Origin of the sequence: Gracilibacillus saliphilus (genome assembly GCF_010994085.1) — a bacterium.
Taxonomy (GTDB): domain Bacteria; phylum Bacillota; class Bacilli; order Bacillales; family Amphibacillaceae; genus Gracilibacillus; species Gracilibacillus lacisalsi.
In genome coordinates this window covers 14488-35907 of the sequence record NZ_WJEB01000041.1, presented here as the reverse complement: position 1 = coordinate 35907, position 21420 = coordinate 14488, and the positions used below count along the sequence as shown (strand labels likewise).

Annotated in this window: 18 protein-coding genes and 1 pseudogene; 17 read left to right on the top strand and 2 right to left on the bottom strand. The window is 37.0% G+C overall.

Annotated features, from left to right (window positions below; genetic code table 11):
• Positions 1–109 precede the first annotated feature (109 nt).
• The 4 genes from GHT08_RS19435 to GHT08_RS19425 all read left to right on the top strand — a co-directional run bounded on the left by GHT08_RS19435 (position 110) and on the right by GHT08_RS19425 (position 3658).
• Positions 110–1045, top strand: coding sequence for a beta-ketoacyl-ACP synthase III (locus GHT08_RS19435; RefSeq protein ID WP_163583052.1), 936 nt, complete (start codon positions 110–112; stop codon positions 1043–1045).
• Positions 1046–1065: 20 nt separating this feature from the next.
• Entirely contained in the window at positions 1066–2304 is a 1239-nt protein-coding gene (gene fabF / locus GHT08_RS19430) for a beta-ketoacyl-ACP synthase II (protein ID WP_163583051.1), read from the top strand.
• Positions 2305–2605: 301 nt separating this feature from the next.
• Positions 2606–2821, top strand: coding sequence for a YuzI family membrane protein (locus tag GHT08_RS22670; protein ID WP_475404883.1), 216 nt, complete (start codon positions 2606–2608; stop codon positions 2819–2821).
• A 78-nt stretch (positions 2822–2899) separates the two neighbouring features.
• Complete coding sequence (locus GHT08_RS19425; RefSeq protein WP_163583050.1) at positions 2900–3658, top strand: YjbA family protein; 759 nt, start codon at positions 2900–2902, stop codon at positions 3656–3658.
• Between the two features lie 77 nt (positions 3659–3735).
• On the opposite strand, the gene trpS is transcribed toward GHT08_RS19425, so the two are convergent.
• Entirely contained in the window at positions 3736–4734 is a 999-nt protein-coding gene (gene trpS, locus GHT08_RS19420) for a tryptophan--tRNA ligase (RefSeq protein ID WP_163583049.1), read from the bottom strand.
• 271 nt (positions 4735–5005) lie between these two features.
• On the opposite strand from trpS, the gene GHT08_RS19415 reads away from it, so the two are divergent.
• Entirely contained in the window at positions 5006–6484 is a 1479-nt protein-coding gene (locus tag GHT08_RS19415) for an aldehyde dehydrogenase family protein (protein WP_163583048.1), read from the top strand.
• A gap of 1205 nt (positions 6485–7689) precedes the next feature.
• Here the strand turns inward: GHT08_RS19415 and GHT08_RS19410 are convergent.
• Positions 7690–8055: a DUF3899 domain-containing protein gene (locus GHT08_RS19410; protein ID WP_163583047.1), complete on the bottom strand. Its 366-nt coding sequence runs from the start codon at positions 8053–8055 to the stop codon at positions 7690–7692.
• Positions 8056–8218: 163 nt separating this feature from the next.
• On the opposite strand from GHT08_RS19410, the gene GHT08_RS19405 reads away from it, so the two are divergent.
• The 12 genes and pseudogenes from GHT08_RS19405 to GHT08_RS22660 all read left to right on the top strand — a co-directional run bounded on the left by GHT08_RS19405 (position 8219) and on the right by GHT08_RS22660 (position 21410).
• Positions 8219–9964 (top strand): peptide ABC transporter substrate-binding protein, encoded by a 1746-nt coding sequence (locus GHT08_RS19405; RefSeq protein WP_163583046.1) that lies wholly within the window; start codon positions 8219–8221, stop codon positions 9962–9964.
• Between the two features lie 210 nt (positions 9965–10174).
• Positions 10175–11107: an oligopeptide ABC transporter permease gene (opp3b, locus tag GHT08_RS19400; RefSeq protein WP_163583045.1), complete on the top strand. Its 933-nt coding sequence runs from the start codon at positions 10175–10177 to the stop codon at positions 11105–11107.
• Entirely contained in the window at positions 11107–12255 is a 1149-nt protein-coding gene (gene opp3C, locus GHT08_RS19395; RefSeq protein ID WP_163583044.1) for an oligopeptide ABC transporter permease, read from the top strand. The genes opp3b and opp3C overlap by 1 nt, the downstream gene beginning before the upstream one ends.
• 10 nt (positions 12256–12265) lie before the next feature.
• Complete coding sequence (locus GHT08_RS19390; protein WP_163583043.1) at positions 12266–13324, top strand: ABC transporter ATP-binding protein; 1059 nt, start codon at positions 12266–12268, stop codon at positions 13322–13324.
• Positions 13324–14247: an ABC transporter ATP-binding protein gene (locus tag GHT08_RS19385; RefSeq protein ID WP_163583042.1), complete on the top strand. Its 924-nt coding sequence runs from the start codon at positions 13324–13326 to the stop codon at positions 14245–14247. The genes GHT08_RS19390 and GHT08_RS19385 overlap by 1 nt, the downstream gene beginning before the upstream one ends.
• A gap of 247 nt (positions 14248–14494) precedes the next feature.
• Positions 14495–15712, top strand: a complete 1218-nt coding sequence (locus GHT08_RS19380; protein ID WP_163583041.1) for a putative glycoside hydrolase — start codon at positions 14495–14497, stop codon at positions 15710–15712.
• Positions 15713–15849: 137 nt separating this feature from the next.
• Entirely contained in the window at positions 15850–16452 is a 603-nt protein-coding gene (locus tag GHT08_RS19375; protein WP_163583040.1) for a GNAT family N-acetyltransferase, read from the top strand.
• A 223-nt stretch (positions 16453–16675) separates the two neighbouring features.
• Positions 16676–17071 carry a transcriptional regulator SpxA gene (spxA, locus tag GHT08_RS19370; RefSeq protein WP_018933337.1) on the top strand — a complete coding sequence of 132 codons (396 nt, stop codon included), beginning with the start codon at positions 16676–16678 and terminating at the stop codon, positions 17069–17071.
• Between the two features lie 565 nt (positions 17072–17636).
• Positions 17637–18320: an adaptor protein MecA gene (gene mecA, locus GHT08_RS19365; RefSeq protein ID WP_163583039.1), complete on the top strand. Its 684-nt coding sequence runs from the start codon at positions 17637–17639 to the stop codon at positions 18318–18320.
• 557 nt (positions 18321–18877) lie between these two features.
• On the top strand, positions 18878–20272 hold the full coding sequence (locus GHT08_RS19360) for an MDR family MFS transporter (RefSeq protein WP_163583038.1): 1395 nt from the start codon (positions 18878–18880) through the stop codon (positions 20270–20272).
• Between the two features lie 52 nt (positions 20273–20324).
• Positions 20325–20975: pseudogene (locus GHT08_RS22665) on the top strand (competence protein CoiA); the annotation flags it as partial.
• Positions 20973–21410, top strand: coding sequence for a hypothetical protein (locus GHT08_RS22660; RefSeq protein ID WP_475404884.1), 438 nt, complete (start codon positions 20973–20975; stop codon positions 21408–21410). The pseudogene GHT08_RS22665 and the gene GHT08_RS22660, both read left to right, overlap by 3 nt.
• Positions 21411–21420 lie beyond the last annotated feature (10 nt).

Here is a 21420-nt window from a genome sequence, read left to right as displayed (position 1 = left end):
AGAGTGGATAGACTTTAAATAAATAAACTTGAAAAAAATGAAATCTTGCTATAAAATTAGTACCAAGTCTTAATAATTGATAACAATTCCTTTGAGAGGAAGGATAAACATGAAAGCAGGAATAATTGGAACTGGTCATTATGCGCCAGAGAAAGTATTAACTAACGCTGATATGGAAAAAATCGTCGATACAAGTGATGAGTGGATTCGCACAAGAACTGGAATTGAAGAAAGAAGAATCGCTCATGACAATGAAGATACATCAGATATGGCATTTAAAGCAGCAGAACAAGCTTTAGAGGAAGCGCAAATTACAGGGGAAGATTTGGATTTGATTTTAGTTGCAACTGTTACACCAGATCAACCTTTTCCTACAGTATCCTGTAAACTGCAAGAACGATTAGGTGCAACAAAGGCTGCAGCAATGGATATCAGTGCTGCGTGTGCAGGTTTTATGTACGGTGTCATTACGGCAAAACAATTCATTGAAACAGGTGCTTATAAACATGTTTTAATAATCGGTGCGGACAAATTATCGAAAATCACTGATTGGACAGACCGCAATACATGTGTTTTATTTGGAGATGGTGCAGGTGCTGCAGTAATGGGACCTGTAAGTGAAGATAAAGGTGTGCTAACCTTTGAATTAGGTGCTGATGGTAGTGGTGGCAAGCATTTAGAACAAAATGACGACTATATTTTTATGAATGGTCGAGAAGTTTTTAAGTTTGCGGTACGACAAATGCCAGAATCATCAGTACATGTGGTGGAAAAAGCAGGTTATGCTAAAGAAGATGTTGATTATTTAATTCCACATCAAGCAAATATTCGCATTATGGAAGCTGCTAGACAACGGCTTGGTATTGAAGAGGATCGAATGGCAGTCAACGTTAATAAATATGGTAATACTTCAGCTGCTTCGATACCTATTGCTTTATCTGAAGGAGTTAAAAACGATAAAATAAAGGATAACGATTTGGTCGTCTTAGTTGGCTTCGGTGGAGGTTTAACATGGGGCGCTGTAGCATTAAAATGGGGAAAATAGAAAAATAGGGAGGAATCGATATGAGTAAAAATCGAGTGGTTATTACTGGTATGGGTGCCGTGACACCATTAGGAAATACTGTCGCTCAATTTTGGGATCATTTAAAATCTGGGACTTCGGGAATCGATTATGTGACAAAGGTCAATAAAGATGATTTTCCGGCAAAAGTTGCTGGTGAGGTAAAAGATTGGGACCCAACCAATTATATGGAGAAAAAAGATTCAAAACGCATGGACTTATTTACACAATACGCAGTAGGTGCCGCTAAAATGGCGGTAGAAGATGCTAATCTAGAAATTACTGATGATATTGCTAACCGTGTAGGTGTATGGATTGGCTCTGGTATTGGTGGAATGGCAACGTATGATGAGCAATTTAGAAAATTTGTTGATAAAGGCTATCGTCGGGTTAGTCCATTCTTTGTACCGATGCTAATTCCGGATATGGCTGCTGGTCAAGTGTCGATTCAATTAGGTGCAAAAGGGATCAATAACTGTTCCGTAACTGCTTGTGCGTCAGGGGCAAATTCAATCGGTGACGCTTTTAAAGTTATCGAACGTGGGGATGCCGATTACATGATCACAGGTGGAGCAGAGGCACCATTAACACCAATGGCTTTCGCAGGCTTCTCAACAGCAAAAGCATTGTCTTTTAATGAAGATCCAAATACAGCAAGTAGACCTTTTGATAAGAACCGTGATGGATTTGTCATGGGAGAAGGAGCAGGTATTTTAATCCTAGAATCTTTAGAATCTGCTGAAAAACGTGGCGCTACCATTTATGCTGAAATTGTAGGTTATGGCGCATCTGGTGATGCGTACCATATTACATCACCAGCACCTGAAGGAGAAGGAGCAGCACGCGCAATGCAGCAAGCGCTAGATAGTGCAGAAATATCTCCTGAAGATGTAGACTATGTTAATGCGCATGGTACAAGTACGGAGTACAATGATTCCTTTGAAACACAAGCGATCAAAACAGTTTTCAACGAACATGCATACAAGATGAATGTCTCCTCGACGAAATCCATGACAGGACATTTATTAGGAGCAGCTGGTGCGATAGAATCGATTGCATGTGTAAAAGCTCTTCAAGACGGTATTTTACCACCAACGATTAATTACGAAACACCAGATGAAGCTTGTGATCTTAACTATGTACCAAATGAAGCGATCGAAAAAGATATCAACATCACCATTAGTAATTCATTAGGTTTTGGCGGTCATAACGTAACACTCGCATTCAAAAAATATCAATAATATCTATGAAAGAGGACAGGAGTACCTGTCCTCTTTTCTTACTTATAAGGAAGTATATAACCATTGATATCACAACTTTTATAAGCAAGTATGATAGGAAAAGGTGATTCAACACGTATATTTTAAGAAGCAAGAATAGCTATACATATGGAGTTGCTATTTTGAAAGCTAGCTAGTGCAGTCAACCGCTACGGCTGACCGTTTCGCTTTTCTTATGCTGTCAATAACCAATATACGTCCTATTGTCATAGTTTAGAGGCTTGTACATATAAATTAGTATAAAGCGGTTAAGGGGCGGGTTGTGGTGATTTATCTGTTGCTTTTTTTAATTGGATTTGGATTATCTATATCGGGTGGCGTTTCGATCATTCTTTATCTGAATTTTATACCAGCTGGTTTGTCTTTTTTCGACTATCTTGCCATTGTTCAAACCAAAATTGAATGTTATTTCTTCCTCCTTGGCCTTATTTTTATGGGAATATCTGTTCAAAGGATGACACTATTTTCTGTTAAATAATAACAAGAAAAGAATAAATTATCGTGTATTGGTCATACTGTTTGATAAAACAGATTAGTCAAAGTGAGGGTTCGTCATATGTTGTATTTACATGATGTATGGGTCAATTGGTTTGAAGGAGAAGAAAACGGCTATAATGTATGTCCCTTCCATGAATGGAGAAAATCAGACGGTATTGAAATTCTAGATCAAGCTCCGATACTCTTCATCGATGACAAAACCTTTCAATACATTGAAAACGATTTGCAAGATATACCTCAACCTATGTTAGATCAAATTTATCAACGTGCCTACATTCGCAAAAATCAAGAACGGCAACAGCTTGATTATGCTTGCGTCATCACGAACGGTTCATCGATTCTAGCATTTGATACAATGGGATATCATATACCGATTCGAAAAAGCAGACTAATCCCACGTCAGGAGCGGTTAGTGTTTGATCTGATTGAGGGACGAACCGCCAAGACATATTCAATACCTAACCATACGGATAAAGAATTTCACATTTTATCATTACCGCCAGAATATATGGTAGGTTTGACGAGAAGAGAGCGTCAATTAAAACAATTATTAATGATTGCTTTGGATCAGTTAGAAGTCACTCATTGTCTGGAAGAAGTAAGATACTGGTTAACTGAATGGGCCCCAGAGCAGTATCACTCCATTAAAAGAATGACGTTTAATGAAGCATGGGAAAAGCTTTACAACGATTTAGTGACCGGGTGGAGTACAAAACATGAAGTTTTTTGCAAGCAAATTATTAAAGGCCAAGCTTTTTATGAAGACATATGGGAGCGGGAGCACCAACCATATTCAACTAAATCATTACGTTCTTAAAAACTTTAAAAACCTTGGAGCTGTTAGGGTCTCCAAGGTTTTTATATGCTAGCATAGAAGCAGGGTTCTCTTTTTGCTTATTTTTTCTTTTTTTGTACTCGCCCAAGCCCCATTGCTTTTGTCGCTTTACGTAACATTTTATTTGCAGCAAAGTTAGCTTTATCAGCACCTTGATCAAGTAGGGCATCTAATTCATCTGATTCAATTAGTGAGTTATACCGTTCTTGGATCGGACGTAGTGTCTCAATCACAGCATTAGCAGTATCTTGTTTAAATTCCCCATAACCTTTACCTTCATATCTTTGTTCTAGTTCTTTAATTGATTCACCTGTACAACTTGCATAAATAGTTAATAAATTACTGATTCCTGGTTTATTTTCTTTGTCATATTGAACAATACCATCAGAGTCAGTAACGGCACTCTTAATTTTCTTCTCAATTTGTTTTTCTGTATCTAGCATAAAAATAGAAGCTTTCTGGTTATCATCTGATTTACTCATTTTTTTCGTTGGTTCTTGTAAGGACATAATACGTGCACCAACTTTAGGAATGCTAATTTCCGGAATTGTAAAAATGTCATTGTAGCGATGGTTAAAACGCTGAGCTAAGTCACGTGTCAATTCCAAGTGTTGTTTTTGATCATCACCAACAGGGACAATGTTGGTATTATACAGTAAAATATCTGCAGCCATTAGCGGCGGATAAGTTAATAAACCAGCAGATACTGCTTCTTTTCCTTTGGATTTATCTTTGAATTGGGTCATGCGTTCCAATTCGCCTATGTAACTGATCGTTTGTAGCATCCAACCCAATTGTGTATGAGCGGGCACTTCTGATTGAATAAAAAGAACAGATTTGTCTGGATCAATGCCAGAAGCTATGTATAATGCTGCAAGGGATTTAATGTTTTCGCGTAATTTTAATCTGTCTTGTGGCACAGTAATGGCATGTTGGTCTACTACACAGAAATAACATTGGTTATCTTCTTGCAGGGAGACAAAATGCTTCATTGCACCTAAATAATTTCCTAATGTTAGACTACCACTCGGTTGAATACCTGAAAAAATTGTGTTCACTTTACTTCACCTCTATAAATCTGTATGTATATTTTTTACGATTTCATTATTCATTGTTACATTTATTTCGACATATACGTAATTGATTTTATCACATGTAAGAAATAATTTCTCTTATTAACATATTCATTTTTTTCAATCGCTTTCTATTATCATAACACTTGTAAGACAAAGTTGAAAGATTGCTTAATGGAACAGTTATATGATGCATGATTCTATGAGTAACGGGGAATAACTATAATAACATTTCAACATGAAAGGAGAAAAATCTATGGCTGAAAACGAGATTATAATAGATGCTATTATCAATGGAGAAAAGTATAAGGCCGAGAAACAGGAGGCACGAGAAAATCCTACACATCCGAATGAAATTGTAGGGTATGCACCAGTTAATACAGTGGAAGATACTATAAAAGCTATTGATGTAGCACACGAAACCTTTATAACTTGGAGAGAATCGTCTATTGATGATCGGGTTGAACGTATGAGAAGGGCGATTCAGAAAATTAAAGATAACACACCTGAAATTGCAAAACTATTATCACGTGAGCATGGAAAAGCGCTTTATGATTCCGAAGGTGAAATTGGTGTTTCACTGATGTGGATGGAATATGCATGTGATAATGTCAAAGAAGTATTAAAAAACGAGGTGCAAGAACACGATAACGGAAAGACGATTATTGCAAAAGATGCTATCGGTGTAGTATCTGCAATCACACCTTGGAATTATCCTATCTCCCTTTCTACTATTAAGATAGCACCAGCTTTATTGGCTGGAAACACGATGGTTTTAAAACCAAGTCCCTTAGCACCCCTTGCCGTTAGTAGAGTTGTTGAGATCATTGCAGACGAATTTCCGCCAGGAGTATTAAACATGGTACACGGGGAAGCAGATGTTGGTGTTGAATTAACATCCAACCCAAAAATCGCAAAGATTGCCTTTACTGGAGGAACGGAAACAGCCAAACACATCATGAAGGCGGCAGCGGACACTATTAAACATATGACATTAGAGTTAGGAGGAAACGATGCAGCCATTGTCTTAAGTGATTTTGATATAAATGATGCAAGAGCAATGCGACGATTAGTTATTTCTAATTTCCTTACTGCTGGACAAATTTGCATGATTGCAAAAAGAGTTTATGTGGACCAATCGATTTATGATCAGTTTGTTGAAAAGTATATAGAAGCCGCTAATAAGTGGATAAAGGTTGGAGACCCTTTTGATGATAATGTAACGGTGGGACCGGTTAATAACCAAAAGCAAGCAGAATATGTTCAAAGCTTAGTGGACGATGCTGCAGGCAAGGGAGCTAAAATAGTGAAATTAGGTACGATCCTTGATCAGGAATTATTTGAAGAAGGTTATTTCATGCAGCCTACAGTCGTTTTAGGTGCAGATCAAAACGACCCCATCGTTGTCGAAGAACAGTTTGGGCCAACCGTACCGATCTTACCTTTTGAAAATGATCAGCATGCAATAGAACTTGCAAATGACAGTATTTTCGGCTTAACTAGTTCTGTCTGGGGGAAAGAAGAGCATGCCATAGATGTTGCGAAGCATATTCAGGCTGGTACTACCATGATTAATACGGCAGCCGTTCAAGGACTTGATGTCCGCTTCCCATTTGGTGGAGTGAAACAATCAGGAATAGGACGTGAATATGGGAAAGAAGGAATTCTCGCATATACCGATACACATGTGATTAACGTTCCTAAAAATCGAGATTTACCTTACATTCCTGAATAAATCACTAGATCATCTTTGCTTGTTTTTATGAAATACTATTTTAAAGCCTTGGATCCCCTCCAAGGCTTTTATTTTAGGACAAGTAGGTATATAATCAGCGCAATGACCGTGTTTAACGAAGTAGTTATTTTGACATATTTTATGTGTGTTTGCCAACGCTCCGACTAATTACTTCGCTTTCCGCGGGCACGGCCTCAACTAACTTTGCAAAGAAAAACATTTTGCAAAGTGGATTTTCGGCTCGCGCTATTCCCGCAGGAGTCTACGTAATTAGTCTCCGCTATGAGAATGTGCAACAATTCTAGTCAGAAGTAATAGGTTGAATTTTATAAAATAGATAAGAGCAAGAACCGCTATCCATAAGTATAAAAGCAGCAATGTTACTTCATGCTAGAGTTGTAGAGCAGAACTTAGCGAAGGCCGCCCACTTTCACTCCTGTGGAAATTGTTTGACCTGAAGATCCACTTTTTTGAGCGGGTTTTGCTCGAAAAAGTTAGCTGAAGGGCAAACCCCACGGAAAGGAATGTGGGCAGCCGGAGAGGTGATAAGGCTGTTCAAATATTTCAAAATGGATGCTAGAGAAATGGTAAACCTTTAGCTTTTTAGTCATAAGGGCTGAGCGAATTTTGCTCAGTTTTTATTATAAGATAAGAAAGTATAAATTTTGCGCAGATGTCTAGCTCCGAGCGCCCAGAAACTAGGCGACGTCATGAATTGCCCTACGATAAGTCATCATCGGTTCGTAAACTCACCGTGATTCCTTTATCTCAGTAAATTCGTTCCAGACGCTACGTTTCTAATCGGGCGCTCTGCGCTTTTCTTATATATGGAGAGTATAAAATCAGCACATTGACCGTATTAAACGAAATAGTGATTTTGAAAAAACGTAAGATTATCTGACAGTTTTATGTAAGAAATCAGTGGATATTAGTAAAATGAAATAAATGTTCATTGATTTATTGTTAGATTTCGACTGATCTATTTGTAGTCATTGGCTATTTAGATGGTGTGTTGTTTCATTTTGAGTTCTATTCTTTAATATAGAGTTAAAAATACAAAGATTTTTCTTGAGTAAAATAAGATGCCCTTATTTTAGCAAAATTACTCACTTCACTGTATACATGTAAAATCCACATTCCTTGTAAATATTCTTCCACATTGTTATTTTTACAAAAATTATTAGAAATTAACATACTTTTAAAATCTAATAATAAAATATAAATAATATTAGCATAATTCCTAGTAGAGTCCCTCCTTGAATAATAAAGAAAGTTACCCAATTCGTATTAACTCTGTCAGAAGGTAATGGATGTTCTTCAAAGCTGCTGTGCCCATTTTTCTGGTTGTTCACTCTAGTAATCACTTTTCTAAAACTAAGAGTTGTGATATCAAAGAATTTCTTTGATATTACATAAAGTAATAGTCCTATCATTATATAAAATGTCCCGATATAAAAAGTAATATTGATGTAGTCCAGTAATGAAGCATGACGTGTAAATAATATGACTAATAGTAGACATACTAAACAATGTGCAAATATTAGAGTTACATGCTGGAGCCATTTTTTCATGAGAAATTGTCTCCTTTCCTTTTTTAATTATGAGATATTTGCTTAAGATTAGCAATATTATAAGAACAATAATTGACAGATTACAGCTAATATTAGTGGATATTCTCAGTATTCAAGAGTACAAGTTTTAATGTTTTATAAAAAATATATAGGGGGTATTGAGATGAGAGGTAACAAATGGTGGTTGTTAGTGTTAGCACTTGTTCTTGGATTAGTACTAGCTGCGTGTTCCTTTGAAAACGATAGTGCAGAAGAGGACGAAACGGACACGGACAATGTGGAAGAAAATGAAACAGATGGTGAAAGTGAAAGCGAAGGGGAAGAAGAAGAAGGCGAAAAAGTTCTGCGAATTGCATCTACTTCAGATATTCCTACTATGGATCCGATTCTTGCCGAGGATAATGTATCCATTCAATACACTGATACCGTGTATGAAGGTTTGTATCGTCTGGCGCCTGAGGGTGAAATAGTTTCCGGTATTGCAAAGAAAGATGAAACAGAAATAAGTGAAGATGGATTAACGTATACTTTCCACTTACGTGAAGATGCACAATGGGAAAACGGAGAACCAGTAACTGCACACGATTTCGTTTACGGATGGCAACGTGCTATTGATCCGGGCAACGGTTCATTTTATGCTAATTACTTAATGAATGGCAAAGTGAAAAATGCTGCTGAAATCTATGTAACAGAAGATGATGAATCTGATGTAGAACCATTAGACCCATCTGAATTAGGTGTAAGTGCTCCAGATGATCATACATTTGTGGTTGAATTAGAGAAACCGGTACCTTATTTCGAATCATATGCCGCTTTTCCAACATTTTTACCGATGAATAAAGAATTTGTTGAGGAACAAGGTGATGACTTCGCCCTGTCCCCTGATAATATTCTGTCAAACGGTCCATTTAAAATGACAGAATGGGAGGCTGAAGCAGGTTGGGAATTTGAGAAAAATGAAACTTATTGGGATGCAGAAAATGTGGCATTAGACGGTATTTCAGTAAAAGTAATTAAAGATGCAGATACAGCACTTTCAAACTATGAAGTAGGTGAATTAGACCGTGTTACCTTGTCAGGTGCACAGGTACAAGATAATCAAACAAGTCCAGAATTTCTTTCTCTTACGGAAACAAGTGTCTTCTGGTTGAAGTTTAATCAAGATTCAGAAACTGCGAGCGAATATATGCAAAACCTTAACTTTAGAAAAGCATTAGCTAAAGCGTTTGATAAACAAGCGTATATTGATGTGGTTTATGGTAATGATTCAACACCAGTTAATTTCTTTGTTCCGGAAGGCTTTGTTGAGCATCCAGAAACAGGAGAAGATTTCCAAACAGGTAGTAATGTTTTAGCCTATGACGTGGAAGATGCACAGGAGTTTTGGGAAGCCGCAAAAGAAGAACTAGGGTTTGACGAAGTGACTTTATCCTTCTTAAGTGGGGATAGTGATGTTGCTAAAAATATTAGTGAATTCATGAAAACAGAACTAGAAACCAATTTAGAAGGCTTAACGATTGAAGCGAACAATGTTCCATGGGCACAACAATTAGAAATTATGCGTGAACAAGATTATGAATTAGCAGTATCCGGTTGGGGTCCTGACTATAAAGATGCTATTTCTTTCGTAGATCTTTGGGTAACAGATGGAGAAAATAACGATATTGGATATTCTAACGAAGAGTATGATGCACTTGTAGAAGCAGCAAAAGGAGAGCTAGCAACAAGCCCTGTAGAACGATTCGAAGCAATGCAAGACGCAGAAAAAATTGCGTTAGAAGAAGCAGCTCTTGGGCCGATTATGCAGCGTAAAACTTCAGTACTTGCTAAAGATTATTTAAAAGGTATGGAATCATTAAACCCGTTCGGTAACGACTACAGCTTTAAATATGTGGATATTGTTAAGTAACATTTAAGACTGATGAACAGTGGGGGCAAAATCCTCACTGTTCATAGTCATATTTTATAGTATAGCAAGGTAAAGGAGGGGATAGCCTAGGTCTGCCTGAGCTATGCTCTTTTTTACACATCCATGTTCAACGAATAAAACTTAGATCAAGGGATTATTAGAATTTTTAACTAAGATTAAAGTGAACTTATAATATAGGAGGTGGAAGCATTGGCCAAATATATTTTACAACGACTGGTTTATATGTTTATTACATTGTTTGTTATTGCAACAGCGACATTCTTTCTCATGCAGTTACTTCCTGGCTCTCCGTTTAACGAACTTGGTGGCAAAATGACAGAAGCACAGGAGCAAATATTACTAGAGGAATACGGATTAAATGATCCTGTACCTGTACAGTATGCCAAATACATGCTTGGAATGGTACAAGGTGATTTAGGCGTGTCGTTTCAATATGATAATCGATCGGTAACAGACATAATACTGGATCGAATTGGTCCATCAGCACATTTAGGTGCACAAGCTTTAATTATTGGTTCTATTTTAGGAATTATTTTAGGGATGATAGCTGCGATTAGACATAACACTTGGGTTGATTACTCTTCCAATGTTTTAGCTGTTATAGGGATATCCATACCATCATTTGTATTCGCAGGGCTCTTGCAATATTACTTTGCAGTACAATGGAGAATTTTCCCGCCCTCCTTTTGGGAGGGACCGATTTATACGGTACTACCTACGATATCGCTGATGATATTTCCAATGGCGATCTGTGCACGTTTTATGCGAACTGAGATGCTTGAAGTATTAGGGTCTGATTATATTGAATTGGCACGAGCAAAAGGTGTTTCAAATTCAAGTATTATGTTTAAACATGCATTGCGAAATGCTTTAATACCTGTTATTACCGTATTAGGCCCCATAACCGTTAGTTTAATGACGGGTACATTAGTGATTGAACAAATTTTTGCTGTACCGGGAATTGGTGAACAATTTGTTCGTTCGATTAGTGTTAATGATTATCCTGTTATTATGGGGACAACCATGCTGTTTTCAGTATTATTTATCTTGGTAATATTAATTGTCGATTTACTGTATGGAATGATAGATCCAAGAATCCGTATTACAGGAGGGAAGGACTAATGGACAATGGTACAAAGAAGTATAACGCGGAAAAGTTCGAACGTGTCCATTTACCAGATGATGTCAATGAAGAACTCTCACGTCCGCAACTTTCCTTTTGGAAGGATGCTTGGATCCGACTTTGTAAAAATACAGGCGCTATTACTGGATTAATCGTAATCGTCTTTATCATCTTAATTGCTTTCATTGGACCATTTATGAATGAATACTCCAATGAAGGTGCGAATTATGATGCTGCCTATTTGCCTCCGAAGGTAAAAGGATTAGAAGCGATCGGCTTCGATGGTATGCAAACATATGAAGTGCAAGGCGCAACCGAAGAAGAGGCGATAGAACGTGGGTTAGCTGGATATGAAATAGAGGAAGAGTATGTGCAAGACACAGAAGTAGTAATCACGAAAGAAGAAAGTGAAGATGGTTATGTAACGGTTGCAATGGAAGTAGATATTTATGCAGCGCGAGGATTAGAAGATCAATATTTTTGGTTTGGTACCGACAGTATGGGGCGGGACTTATGGACACGTATCTGGAATGGTACACAAATTTCTTTATATATTGGTTTTCTTGCAGCGATGATTGATATGGTAATTGGTGTTATCTATGGTGGAATATCTGGTTATTATGGTGGCAGAACAGATAATATCATGCAACGAATTATTGAAATTCTCTCCGGAATACCAAATTTAGTTGTAGTTATTTTAATGATCATTTTATTGAAACCGGGATTAATTGCCATTACGATTGCCTTAACAATAACAGGTTGGATTGGTATGGCACGTATTGTACGTGGGCAAGTACTAAAATTAAAAGGACAAGAGTTCATTTTAGCGGCAAGAACATTAGGTGCAAATGATAAACGGATATTGATGAAACACTTAATACCAAATGTGACAGGTATGATCATTATTAATACGATGTTTACGATTCCTAGTGCAATCTTCTTTGAGGCCTTTTTAAGTTTTATTGGTTTAGGCCTGCAACCACCGATCGCATCACTAGGAACTCTTATCGATACAGCCTTTGATGATTATAGAGTATTTCCATATATGCTGCTTTACCCAGCTGTGATTATTTCCTTATTAATGATTGGATTTAATATTTTAGCGGATGGATTACGAGATGCATTAGATCCGAAGATGAGAAAGTGAGGGAGAGAAGATGGATCCCATTTTAGATGTTCGTCATTTACATGTGTTCTTTGATACTTATGGTGGTACGGTTCAAGCGGTAAGAGGTGTGGATTTCACACTTGAGAAAGGTGAAACACTGGCAATTGTCGGGGAATCAGGTTCTGGTAAATCCGTAACAGTCAAAGCTTTGATGGGACTTGTTGCGAAGCCAGCTGGCCACATTCCCAAAGGTGAAATTCTATTTGAGGGAAAAGACTTAACAAAACTTTCCGATAAAGAGATGCAGAAAATACGGGGGAAGGATATATCAATGATTTTCCAGGACCCGATGACATCCTTAAACCCAACAATGAAAATTGGAAAACAGATTATGGAAAGTTTGGTTTTACATCAGAAGTTATCGAAATCAGAAGCTCGCAATCGTGCTGTTGAATTATTGGAATTAGTAGGGATACCCGATCCAGTTAGCCGTATGAATCAGTACCCACATCAATTCTCAGGTGGTATGAGACAACGGGTTGTGATTGCAATTGCGCTAGCCTGTAATCCAAAAGTATTGCTTGCAGATGAACCGACAACAGCACTTGATGTAACAATTCAAGCACAAATTTTAGAACTTATGAAAGATATACAAAGGAAAATGGAAACTTCTATTATATTTATTACTCATGATTTAGGAGTAGTAGCCAATGTAGCGGATCGTGTAGCGGTTATGTATGCAGGTAAAATTGTGGAAATAGGAACAGTCGATGATATTTTCTACCATCCTAAACACCCTTATACATGGGGGTTACTTGGTTCGATGCCAACAGTAGATAGTGATGACGAGAAATTAATGGCAATACCAGGTACACCACCGGATTTAATCAATCCACCAAAAGGGGACGCATTTGCCGCTCGTAACGAATATGCTATGCAAATTGACTTGGAAGAAGAACCGCCGATGTTTAAGGTATCAGGTACACATTATGCGGCAACATGGTTACTACATGGTGATGCACCTGATGTGGAACCTCCTAAAGCAGTGAAAAAGCGAATGAAAGGTATCGCAAAAGGGAACCTTTCTGCTGGGAAGGAGAATCGATGATGAATGAAGAAAAGATTGTAGAAGTCAAAAATTTAAAACAATATTTCCAAGCAGGAAGAAAGCGTATTGTTAAAGCAGTAGATGGTGTCAGTTTCGACATCTATCGTGGGGAAACATTTGGTTTAGTTGGAGAGTCTGGTTGTGGAAAATCAACAACTGGAAGAACGATCATACGCTTATATAATGCAACAAGTGGTGAAGTAAAATTTAATGGTATTGATGTTCATGGGCGTAAGTCAAAGAAAGATTTGAAGCAATTTAACCGTCAAATGCAAATGATATTTCAGGATCCATATGCATCCTTGAATCCAAGGATGACGGTAAAAGAAATTATTTTAGAAGGTATTGAAATTCATGGGTTAATCAAAGATGAAGCGAAAAAAACAAAGCGAGTTGAAGACCTTTTAGATACAGTTGGTTTAAATAAAGAACATGCGACTCGATATCCTCATGAGTTCAGTGGAGGACAACGTCAGCGTATCGGGATTGCGAGAGCATTAGCAGTTGATCCTGAATTTATTATTGCCGATGAACCAATTTCTGCGTTGGATGTTTCAATCCAGGCCCAAGTAGTTAACTTAATGAAAGAATTGCAGGAAAAACATGGGCTGACATACCTTTTCATTGCACATGACCTTTCGATGGTTAAATATATTAGTGACCGTATTGCAGTAATGTATGCTGGTAAAATAGTAGAGCTTGCAGACAGTGACGAGTTATACAAAAATCCATTGCACCCATACACACGTTCCCTCTTATCAGCGATTCCGTTGCCGGATCCAGATTTTGAGCGTACCCGTGAGCGGACGATTTATGATCCCGCACAACATGATGCGGACAATGCTAAATTTAGAGAAGTGAAACAAGGCCATTGGTTATTATGTAACGAAGAAACATATAAAGCGTACCCAGGCAATCAATAATAAAAGCTTAATCATTTGGACCAGTGCCCAGTGACTAGTGTCCCTGGGTTTGTTTTCATCTTAACCATCGCCAATAAGTGAATCAACATAAAACTAGGTATATTTACCGTTATTATGAAGTAAGATTAAGATAAAAGAACCAAATTCCATCATTTTTAAGAATTTTTCTACGAATATTAACAAAAGAGGACAGAAATTCTATATAATAAAGTTATACATAAATTTTGCTGTAGGAGTTTGATGGTATATGCGTAAGTACATAAAATGGTCAGTCAGCATGATGATTGCAATGCTTATGTTAGTGGCAATCACAACAACAGTAAGCGCTGAAGAAGAAGGAGATACACTGCAAGCGCAAGCTCATAAGAAGAAGGAAACAGAGTTATTTATTCACGAATTACCAGAAGCATTAGCAAGATTTTCGTTTGTTTCTGATTTACAATTTGAATATCCAGATGCGGTTAGAGGTATCTATGTAACCGGACATTCTGCTGGTGGCAGCCGTTTCGAGGAATTATTGGATCTTATTGATTCAACCGATCTAAATGCGATGGTAATCGACATTAAAGAAGATCATGGGTATCTTACGTATGAACCCGAGGAAGAGTTGCCATATGAAGGGGTTGCTCAAAATTTTATGAGTGATCCAAAAGAAGTCTTAAAAACACTTGAAGAGGAAGGAATTTACCCAATAGCGCGTGTTGTTGTATTTAAAGATTCTGTTTTAGCAAAAGCAAGACCAGACCTGTCATTCACAAAAAATGGCGAAGTTTGGGAAAATGGTAAAAAAGAATCCTTTGTAAGCCCCTTTCAACAAGAAGTGTGGGAATATAATGTTGAGATCGCCAAAATGGCTGCAGAACTTGGCTTTAAAGAAATCCAATTTGATTATGTTCGTTTCCCAGAAGGCTTTGAAAAGCGTGATAAGGAATTAGAATATGGCCAAGGTGATTATAAAGATGTCGAACTGGACGACATTAAAAAAAGAGTAGAAGCTGTGACAGATTTTGTTGCCTATGCGAAGAAAGAATTAGAATCCTATAATGTTGATGTATCAGTTGACATATTTGGTTATGCGGCAACACTGGAAGAAACACCAGGTATTGGCCAAAACTTCTCTAGAATTGCAGATAATGTCGATATAATTTCATCGATGATTTACCCTAGTCATTGGACACCTTATTTTGGAATTGATAAACCGGATCAAGAACCATACAAACTTGTCAATGAATATGCCAAAGTGGAAAATGAAGTGTTAGGTGCACTAGATAATCCACCTGTATCTAGGCCATGGATTCAAGATTTTGAAGCTCCTTGGCTCTATAGTGGACCAACTTTCCAGTATGGGGTGGAAGAAGTGGAAGCACAGATAAAAGCTTTAAACGAGAATGGTATTGATGAATTTCTAATTTGGAATGCTGGGAATTCATATACTGAAGGAGTCGATTATACACCATTAGATTAGCCTCACTAATGTGAGGTCTTTTCTATTGAGTAGAATGGATGGAATGTTCTTTTTTGCGATTAATTATAGCAAAAGAGGGTATAATGAAAGTGATTCTATGCATTAAGGAAAGACACTATTAAAGGGGAGATTAGTTTATGAACTGGTACGAGAAATTAAAGCAATATTTCCCTGTAGAGGAAATGAAGTCAAAACAACATATGGAATTGCTATTAAAAGAAAAAGGAGATGTTTATTATAAAGATGAAGGACCACATCACGTATTAATGTATGCTGAGTTTCCAACTTTTCTATTTATTGACTATGTCTATGTATCGACGGAATCACGTGGACAGGGAATTGGTCATAAACTTATCGAAAAGTTAAAGAAAAAAAATAAACCGATTATTTTAGAAGTCGAACCTTATGATTATCAAGATAGTGATTCAACTAAGCGATTACGCTTCTACCAACGAGAAGGGTTTAAGCATGCGGTTTCCATTGGTTATACAAGAAAGTCCTTGGCAACTGATGAGGCTAATTCATTAGAAATTTTATATTGGTCACCAACTGGAGAAAATGAAGAAGAAATTTATGAGCAAATGAAACGGATGTACGAAGATATTCATACTTATAAGGATGAAGAAATTTACGGAAAATCCTATCAGCCTGTTGATGAAGTGTTAACCTATGATGGTGACCGGGAAGCGACTGATATTTTTGATGTATTAGATAAACAACAAGAAGAAAAAAATAAATAAAGTTCTAAAATGGTGTTTAGGGAGGAACGGTAAGGGAATACTTTTGGTAACGGTAAAGATATGTAAAAAGTGAAGAAAAACACATAACCCCCTATCATTCCACTACAAGATATAGTATACTTAGTACATAGATGATAGATTAAACTCATTTTAAAGTAATAAAAGGTGTAAGTGACAAGCATCTAAATATTATAAATTAATTCATTTTGAGGAGTGAAGTTACATGGTAACACTTTATACCTCGCCAAGTTGTACATCATGTCGTAAAGCGAAAGCATGGTTAGAGGAACACGATATTCCATTTACAGAACGCAACATTTTCTCAGAACCATTAACGCTTGATGAGATTAAAGAAATCTTAAGAATGACGGAAGACGGAACAGATGAGATCATTTCAACTCGTTCTAAAGTATTCCAGAAATTAAATGTAAACTTGGATCAGCTTCCATTAAAAGATTTATTCCAATTGATTCAAGATAATCCTGGATTATTGAGAAGACCAATTATTCTAGATGAGAAAAGACTACAAGTTGGATACAACGAAGATGAAATTCGTCGCTTCTTACCACGTACAGTTCGTACATTCCAATTAAGAGAAGCACAAAGAATGGTAAACTAAAAGGAAAAGCAGATCTTATTTTGAGGTCTGCTTTTTTATTAAAGCAGTTGTTAATAAATTGTAATGTGCTTTTTGCGAAATTGAAGCAATTAACTAGTGACAAATAGGGTATAATAAGCTACAATCTATAATTAATACAATGTTTCAAGTCCAATTTTAAATATTTAGGTTTTTATGTTTTCAAATAAGGAGTAATTATCATACAATAGAGGTAACATCCTTTTAAAAAGGAAAGTATAAAAAATTGGGAGGCTGTCTAGCTCCGAACGCCCAGAAACTAGGCGACTTCACGAATCGCCCTACGATAAAGAAGACTTGCCGATTGGTGAAACCAGAGGCTTAGTCGCACTTATGCCTTTAGGCGAAAGTCATCATCGGTTCGTAAACTCACCGGGATTCCTTTATCTCAGTTGATTCGATCAGCCACTACGTTTCTAATCGGGCGCTTTGCACTTTTCTTAATAAGATAGGATGACCAAAAGGGTATTTGTGTTAATAAGGGTTTAGATAGATGAACAGTGATCCCTTCCAACCCAATCACTTATCAAGAAGGGAGAGTTACAGGATGGAAATAGAAAGAATTAACGAAAATACAATTAAATTTTACATCTCCTACATGGATATCGAAGACCGTGGCTTTGATCGAGAAGAAATTTGGTATAATCGTGAGAAGAGTGAACAACTTTTTTGGCAAGTGATGGATGAAGTCAATTATAACGAAGAAGACTTCCAAATCGATGGTCCATTATGGATCCAAGTGCAAGCTCTTGAAAAAGGTCTGGAAATTGTGGTAACAAAAGCGCAAATTTCGAAAGATGGCCAAAACTTGCAGTTACCAACTGAGTCTGGAAAAACCATTGATATGCCAGTTGATGATAAGATTGAATCTCTTTTAGAAGAGAAATTCGGACCAACTGAGAAAGAAATGCCAGAAATGGAACACCAATATGGTCAGGATTTTGTTGTAGTAGTCAACTTTAAAGAGTTAGAAGATATTATTCAATTAAGCCATGTTTTTGAATCGTCCATTGGAATGCGAGATGAGTTATATTACTATGATAATCAATACATGTTGATTACCCGATTTGATGAAGATTATTTGACAGATGATGAGCAAGAGGACTTAATTAGTCAAATTTTAGAATATGGTCAAGAATCAGCGCTAACAGTATTCGTTGTAGAGGAATACGGTAAAGTGATCTTTGAAGAAGATGCACTAGAACAAGTTAGTGAACATTTTGCACGTTAAACTAAGTGTCAGTATGATGCTTAGTTTTTTTCTTTTTCATAACGCCAGAAAGTATAAAACCAGTGCAATGACCGTGTTTATCGAAGTAGTTATTTTGAAATAATTTATGCATATTTGCAAGTTCTGACTAATTACTTCGCTTTCCGCGGGCACTTTTCGCTTTTCCTATAGGACAAGAAAGTATAAAATTTTCGGAGATGTCTAGCTCCTAGCGCCCAAAAACTAGGCGACTTCACGAATCCCCTTACGATAAAGAAGACTTGCCGATTGGTGAAAACAGAGGCTTAGTCGCACTTATGCCTTTAGGCGAAAGTCATCATCGGTTCGCTTTTCTCAGTGATTCCTTTATCTCAGTTGATTAGCTCCAGCCGCTACGTTTTTAAGCGGGCACTCTGCGCTTTTCTTATTAAAAACAATTAAAAATAATAAGGCTCTATCTAGTACATACTAATAAATATTGAAGTGAAAAAATAAAAAATGTTGTAAAGTATTTCGTATTTCGAAATAAATTATGTTATGATATATGCTGTATGTAAAAAATAGAAAGAAGGAAGAGTATGAACAACGATATAGAGATAAAACGAACACCGTTGATGATTGTCTTAATGTCAGGTGCATTTGTCGCAATATTAAACCAAACATTACTTGGAACAGCATTACCTCATATTATGGAAGATTTAGAAATCGATGCGGCTACTGCTCAGTGGTTACAATCGATTTTTATGCTTGTAAACGGAATTATGATTCCTGTTACAGCATTTTTAATTGAACGTTTTACAACTAGAGCGTTATTTTTAACAGCAATGGGAAGTTTCGCTGTAGGTACTTTGGTAGCAGCAGTAGCCCCTGGCTTTTCTGTTTTGATGATTGGGAGAGTATTGCAAGCAGCTGGTGCAGGTATTATGATGCCATTAATGCAGACGATCATGTTTTTAATTTTCCCAATTGAAAAGCGCGGAACCGCTATGGGTCTATTTGGGATGGTTATTGCGTTTGCACCAGCAATTGGACCAACATTATCAGGTTGGTTAGTGGAAACTTTTCCGTGGAGAAGCTTATTCTACGTCGTGTTACCGATCGCTATAATAGATTTGATTGTTGCAAATAAGATTTTAGTTAACGTAACAAAGCAAACATTCCCTAAAGTAGATACGGTTTCAATCATCTTATCTACTCTAGGTTTTGGTGGCATTTTATATGGATTTAGTATGGCCGGAGATGTTAATCATGGTTGGTTAAGTGGAATGGTACTGATACCATTAGTGGTAGGAGCAGTAACGTTATATTTCTTTATCCGCCGTCAATTCAAGTTAGAGAAACCGATCCTGGAATTTCGGATATTTAAGTATAGCATGTTCAGTTTAACTACTGTTATCGGAATGATCTCCTTTCTAGCCATGATTGGTGGGGCCATTATACTACCAATTATGATGCAGGATTACCTAGGATTTACAGCCCTTGAGTCAGGATTAGCATTGTTACCGGGAGCTGTATTAATGGGATTAATGAATCCTGTCACTGGACGTCTGTTCGATCGTTTTGGAGGAAAATGGCTTGCTGTGATCGGATTAGGATTACTCACGATCACCACCTTTTTACTAGCTATTTTAACAACAGAAACAAGTTTTGCTTATATTGCAACAGTGAATGCTGTGAGAATGTTTGGTATCTCAATGGTAATGATGCCAGTAACGACAGCCGGATTGAATCAATTACCAAACGATGTTATTCCGCATGGTACAGCGATGAATAATACGATGCGACAAATGTCCGGTGCACTTGGGACAGCTTTGCTCGTTTCCGTCATGATGAATCAAGCAATCCCTGCTGATGGTTTAGCAGGAATGGTCCATGGTGTCAATGTTTCATTTATGGTTGCAGGTATCATCTCGATTGCAGGCTTTGTTTTAGCCTTCTTTATCAAAAATTCGATACCAGGAAAAGCTTCATAAGCAGGAATAATCACCTCTTTGTAGAATTATAATTACATGGAGGTGATTTTTTATGTTGCAAGCAGTCAATCAATCTGGTGAGCTTGTACCACTTTGGAAGTTGAATCGTGATCAAATTAAGCAAATGAGAAAGGAAAAATTTTTTTGTCCAGCTTGTCATGAGCGGTTAATGATTAAGGCGGGGACGAAGAATACGCCGCATTTCGCTCATCACAGGAAAAGTAATTGCAGTCTTTCTGGTGAAGGCAGTTATCATGAAAATGGAAAAAAAGATATTTATTTGTGGTTACATGCGCGAGGCTATCAAGTAACATTAGAGCATTATTTCCCAAACATTAAGCAAAGAGCTGATATTTCCTTGGAGGTGAAAAAGAAAAAAATTGCGATTGAGTATCAATGTGCTCCGATTTCGATACAGGAAATCTGTCGTAGAACAGCAGGTTACCGTTCCATAGGTGTTATTCCTATTTGAATACTCGGAGCCAATAAATTAAAAAGAAAAGGCGCGCACTCACTTACCATTCCTTCCAATGATCAAGCTTTTCTACATCAATTCCATCCATTATTACCACTAAGCTTATTTTATTACTGTTCCGAAACAAAACGTTTGATCATTTATCAAGATATGATTTTTTTAACAAAAACAAACACATTTGGGACCTTGCATATATCCAAGTTAACTTCACTTAGATGGCATGATCTGTTTCAACCTAGATATCGACATAAAAATTTATTCCGCAAATATTGGCAACAACAGAAACATCAATGGCGTAATCGCCCAGTACCTCCTTATCAACGAGAAGAGATGAATTGGCGACAATGGTTATATCTTCATCAATTAAATGTGCAAACCTTACCTTCCTTCATTTATCTTCCTGTTACTACCCAATTTCGGATGAAAAACCCACCATGGATATGGCAATCAAGACTCTATATTGACCTCTTCTTAAAAAAAGAGTTTTTCACAATCGATGTAGCGATGCATCTTCTCCGTGATCATTACCATCCTTTTGATCATTTTCCGTTAATTCAATCTAAAAATCATCCAGTTTGTGAATATTTACAGCTATTAGTGCGTATAGGTATTTTAAAGGAGGTCTCTGAAACCAAATACCAAGTAAATCGTACTACTGTATGAACAATACGTA

Coding starts and splice junctions, on each gene's coding strand:
- GHT08_RS19435 (WP_163583052.1), top strand. CDS start 110: ATGAAAGCAGGAATAATTGGAACTGGTCATTATGCGCCAGAGAAAGTA.
- fabF (WP_163583051.1), top strand. CDS start 1,066: ATGAGTAAAAATCGAGTGGTTATTACTGGTATGGGTGCCGTGACACCA.
- GHT08_RS19425 (WP_163583050.1), top strand. CDS start 2,900: ATGTTGTATTTACATGATGTATGGGTCAATTGGTTTGAAGGAGAAGAA.
- GHT08_RS19415 (WP_163583048.1), top strand. CDS start 5,006: ATGGCTGAAAACGAGATTATAATAGATGCTATTATCAATGGAGAAAAG.
- GHT08_RS19410 (WP_163583047.1), bottom strand. CDS start 8,055: ATGAAAAAATGGCTCCAGCATGTAACTCTAATATTTGCACATTGTTTA.
- GHT08_RS19405 (WP_163583046.1), top strand. CDS start 8,219: ATGAGAGGTAACAAATGGTGGTTGTTAGTGTTAGCACTTGTTCTTGGA.
- opp3C (WP_163583044.1), top strand. CDS start 11,107: ATGGACAATGGTACAAAGAAGTATAACGCGGAAAAGTTCGAACGTGTC.
- GHT08_RS19390 (WP_163583043.1), top strand. CDS start 12,266: ATGGATCCCATTTTAGATGTTCGTCATTTACATGTGTTCTTTGATACT.
- GHT08_RS19385 (WP_163583042.1), top strand. CDS start 13,324: ATGAATGAAGAAAAGATTGTAGAAGTCAAAAATTTAAAACAATATTTC.
- GHT08_RS19380 (WP_163583041.1), top strand. CDS start 14,495: ATGCGTAAGTACATAAAATGGTCAGTCAGCATGATGATTGCAATGCTT.
- GHT08_RS19375 (WP_163583040.1), top strand. CDS start 15,850: ATGAACTGGTACGAGAAATTAAAGCAATATTTCCCTGTAGAGGAAATG.
- spxA (WP_018933337.1), top strand. CDS start 16,676: ATGGTAACACTTTATACCTCGCCAAGTTGTACATCATGTCGTAAAGCG.
- mecA (WP_163583039.1), top strand. CDS start 17,637: ATGGAAATAGAAAGAATTAACGAAAATACAATTAAATTTTACATCTCC.
- GHT08_RS19360 (WP_163583038.1), top strand. CDS start 18,878: ATGAACAACGATATAGAGATAAAACGAACACCGTTGATGATTGTCTTA.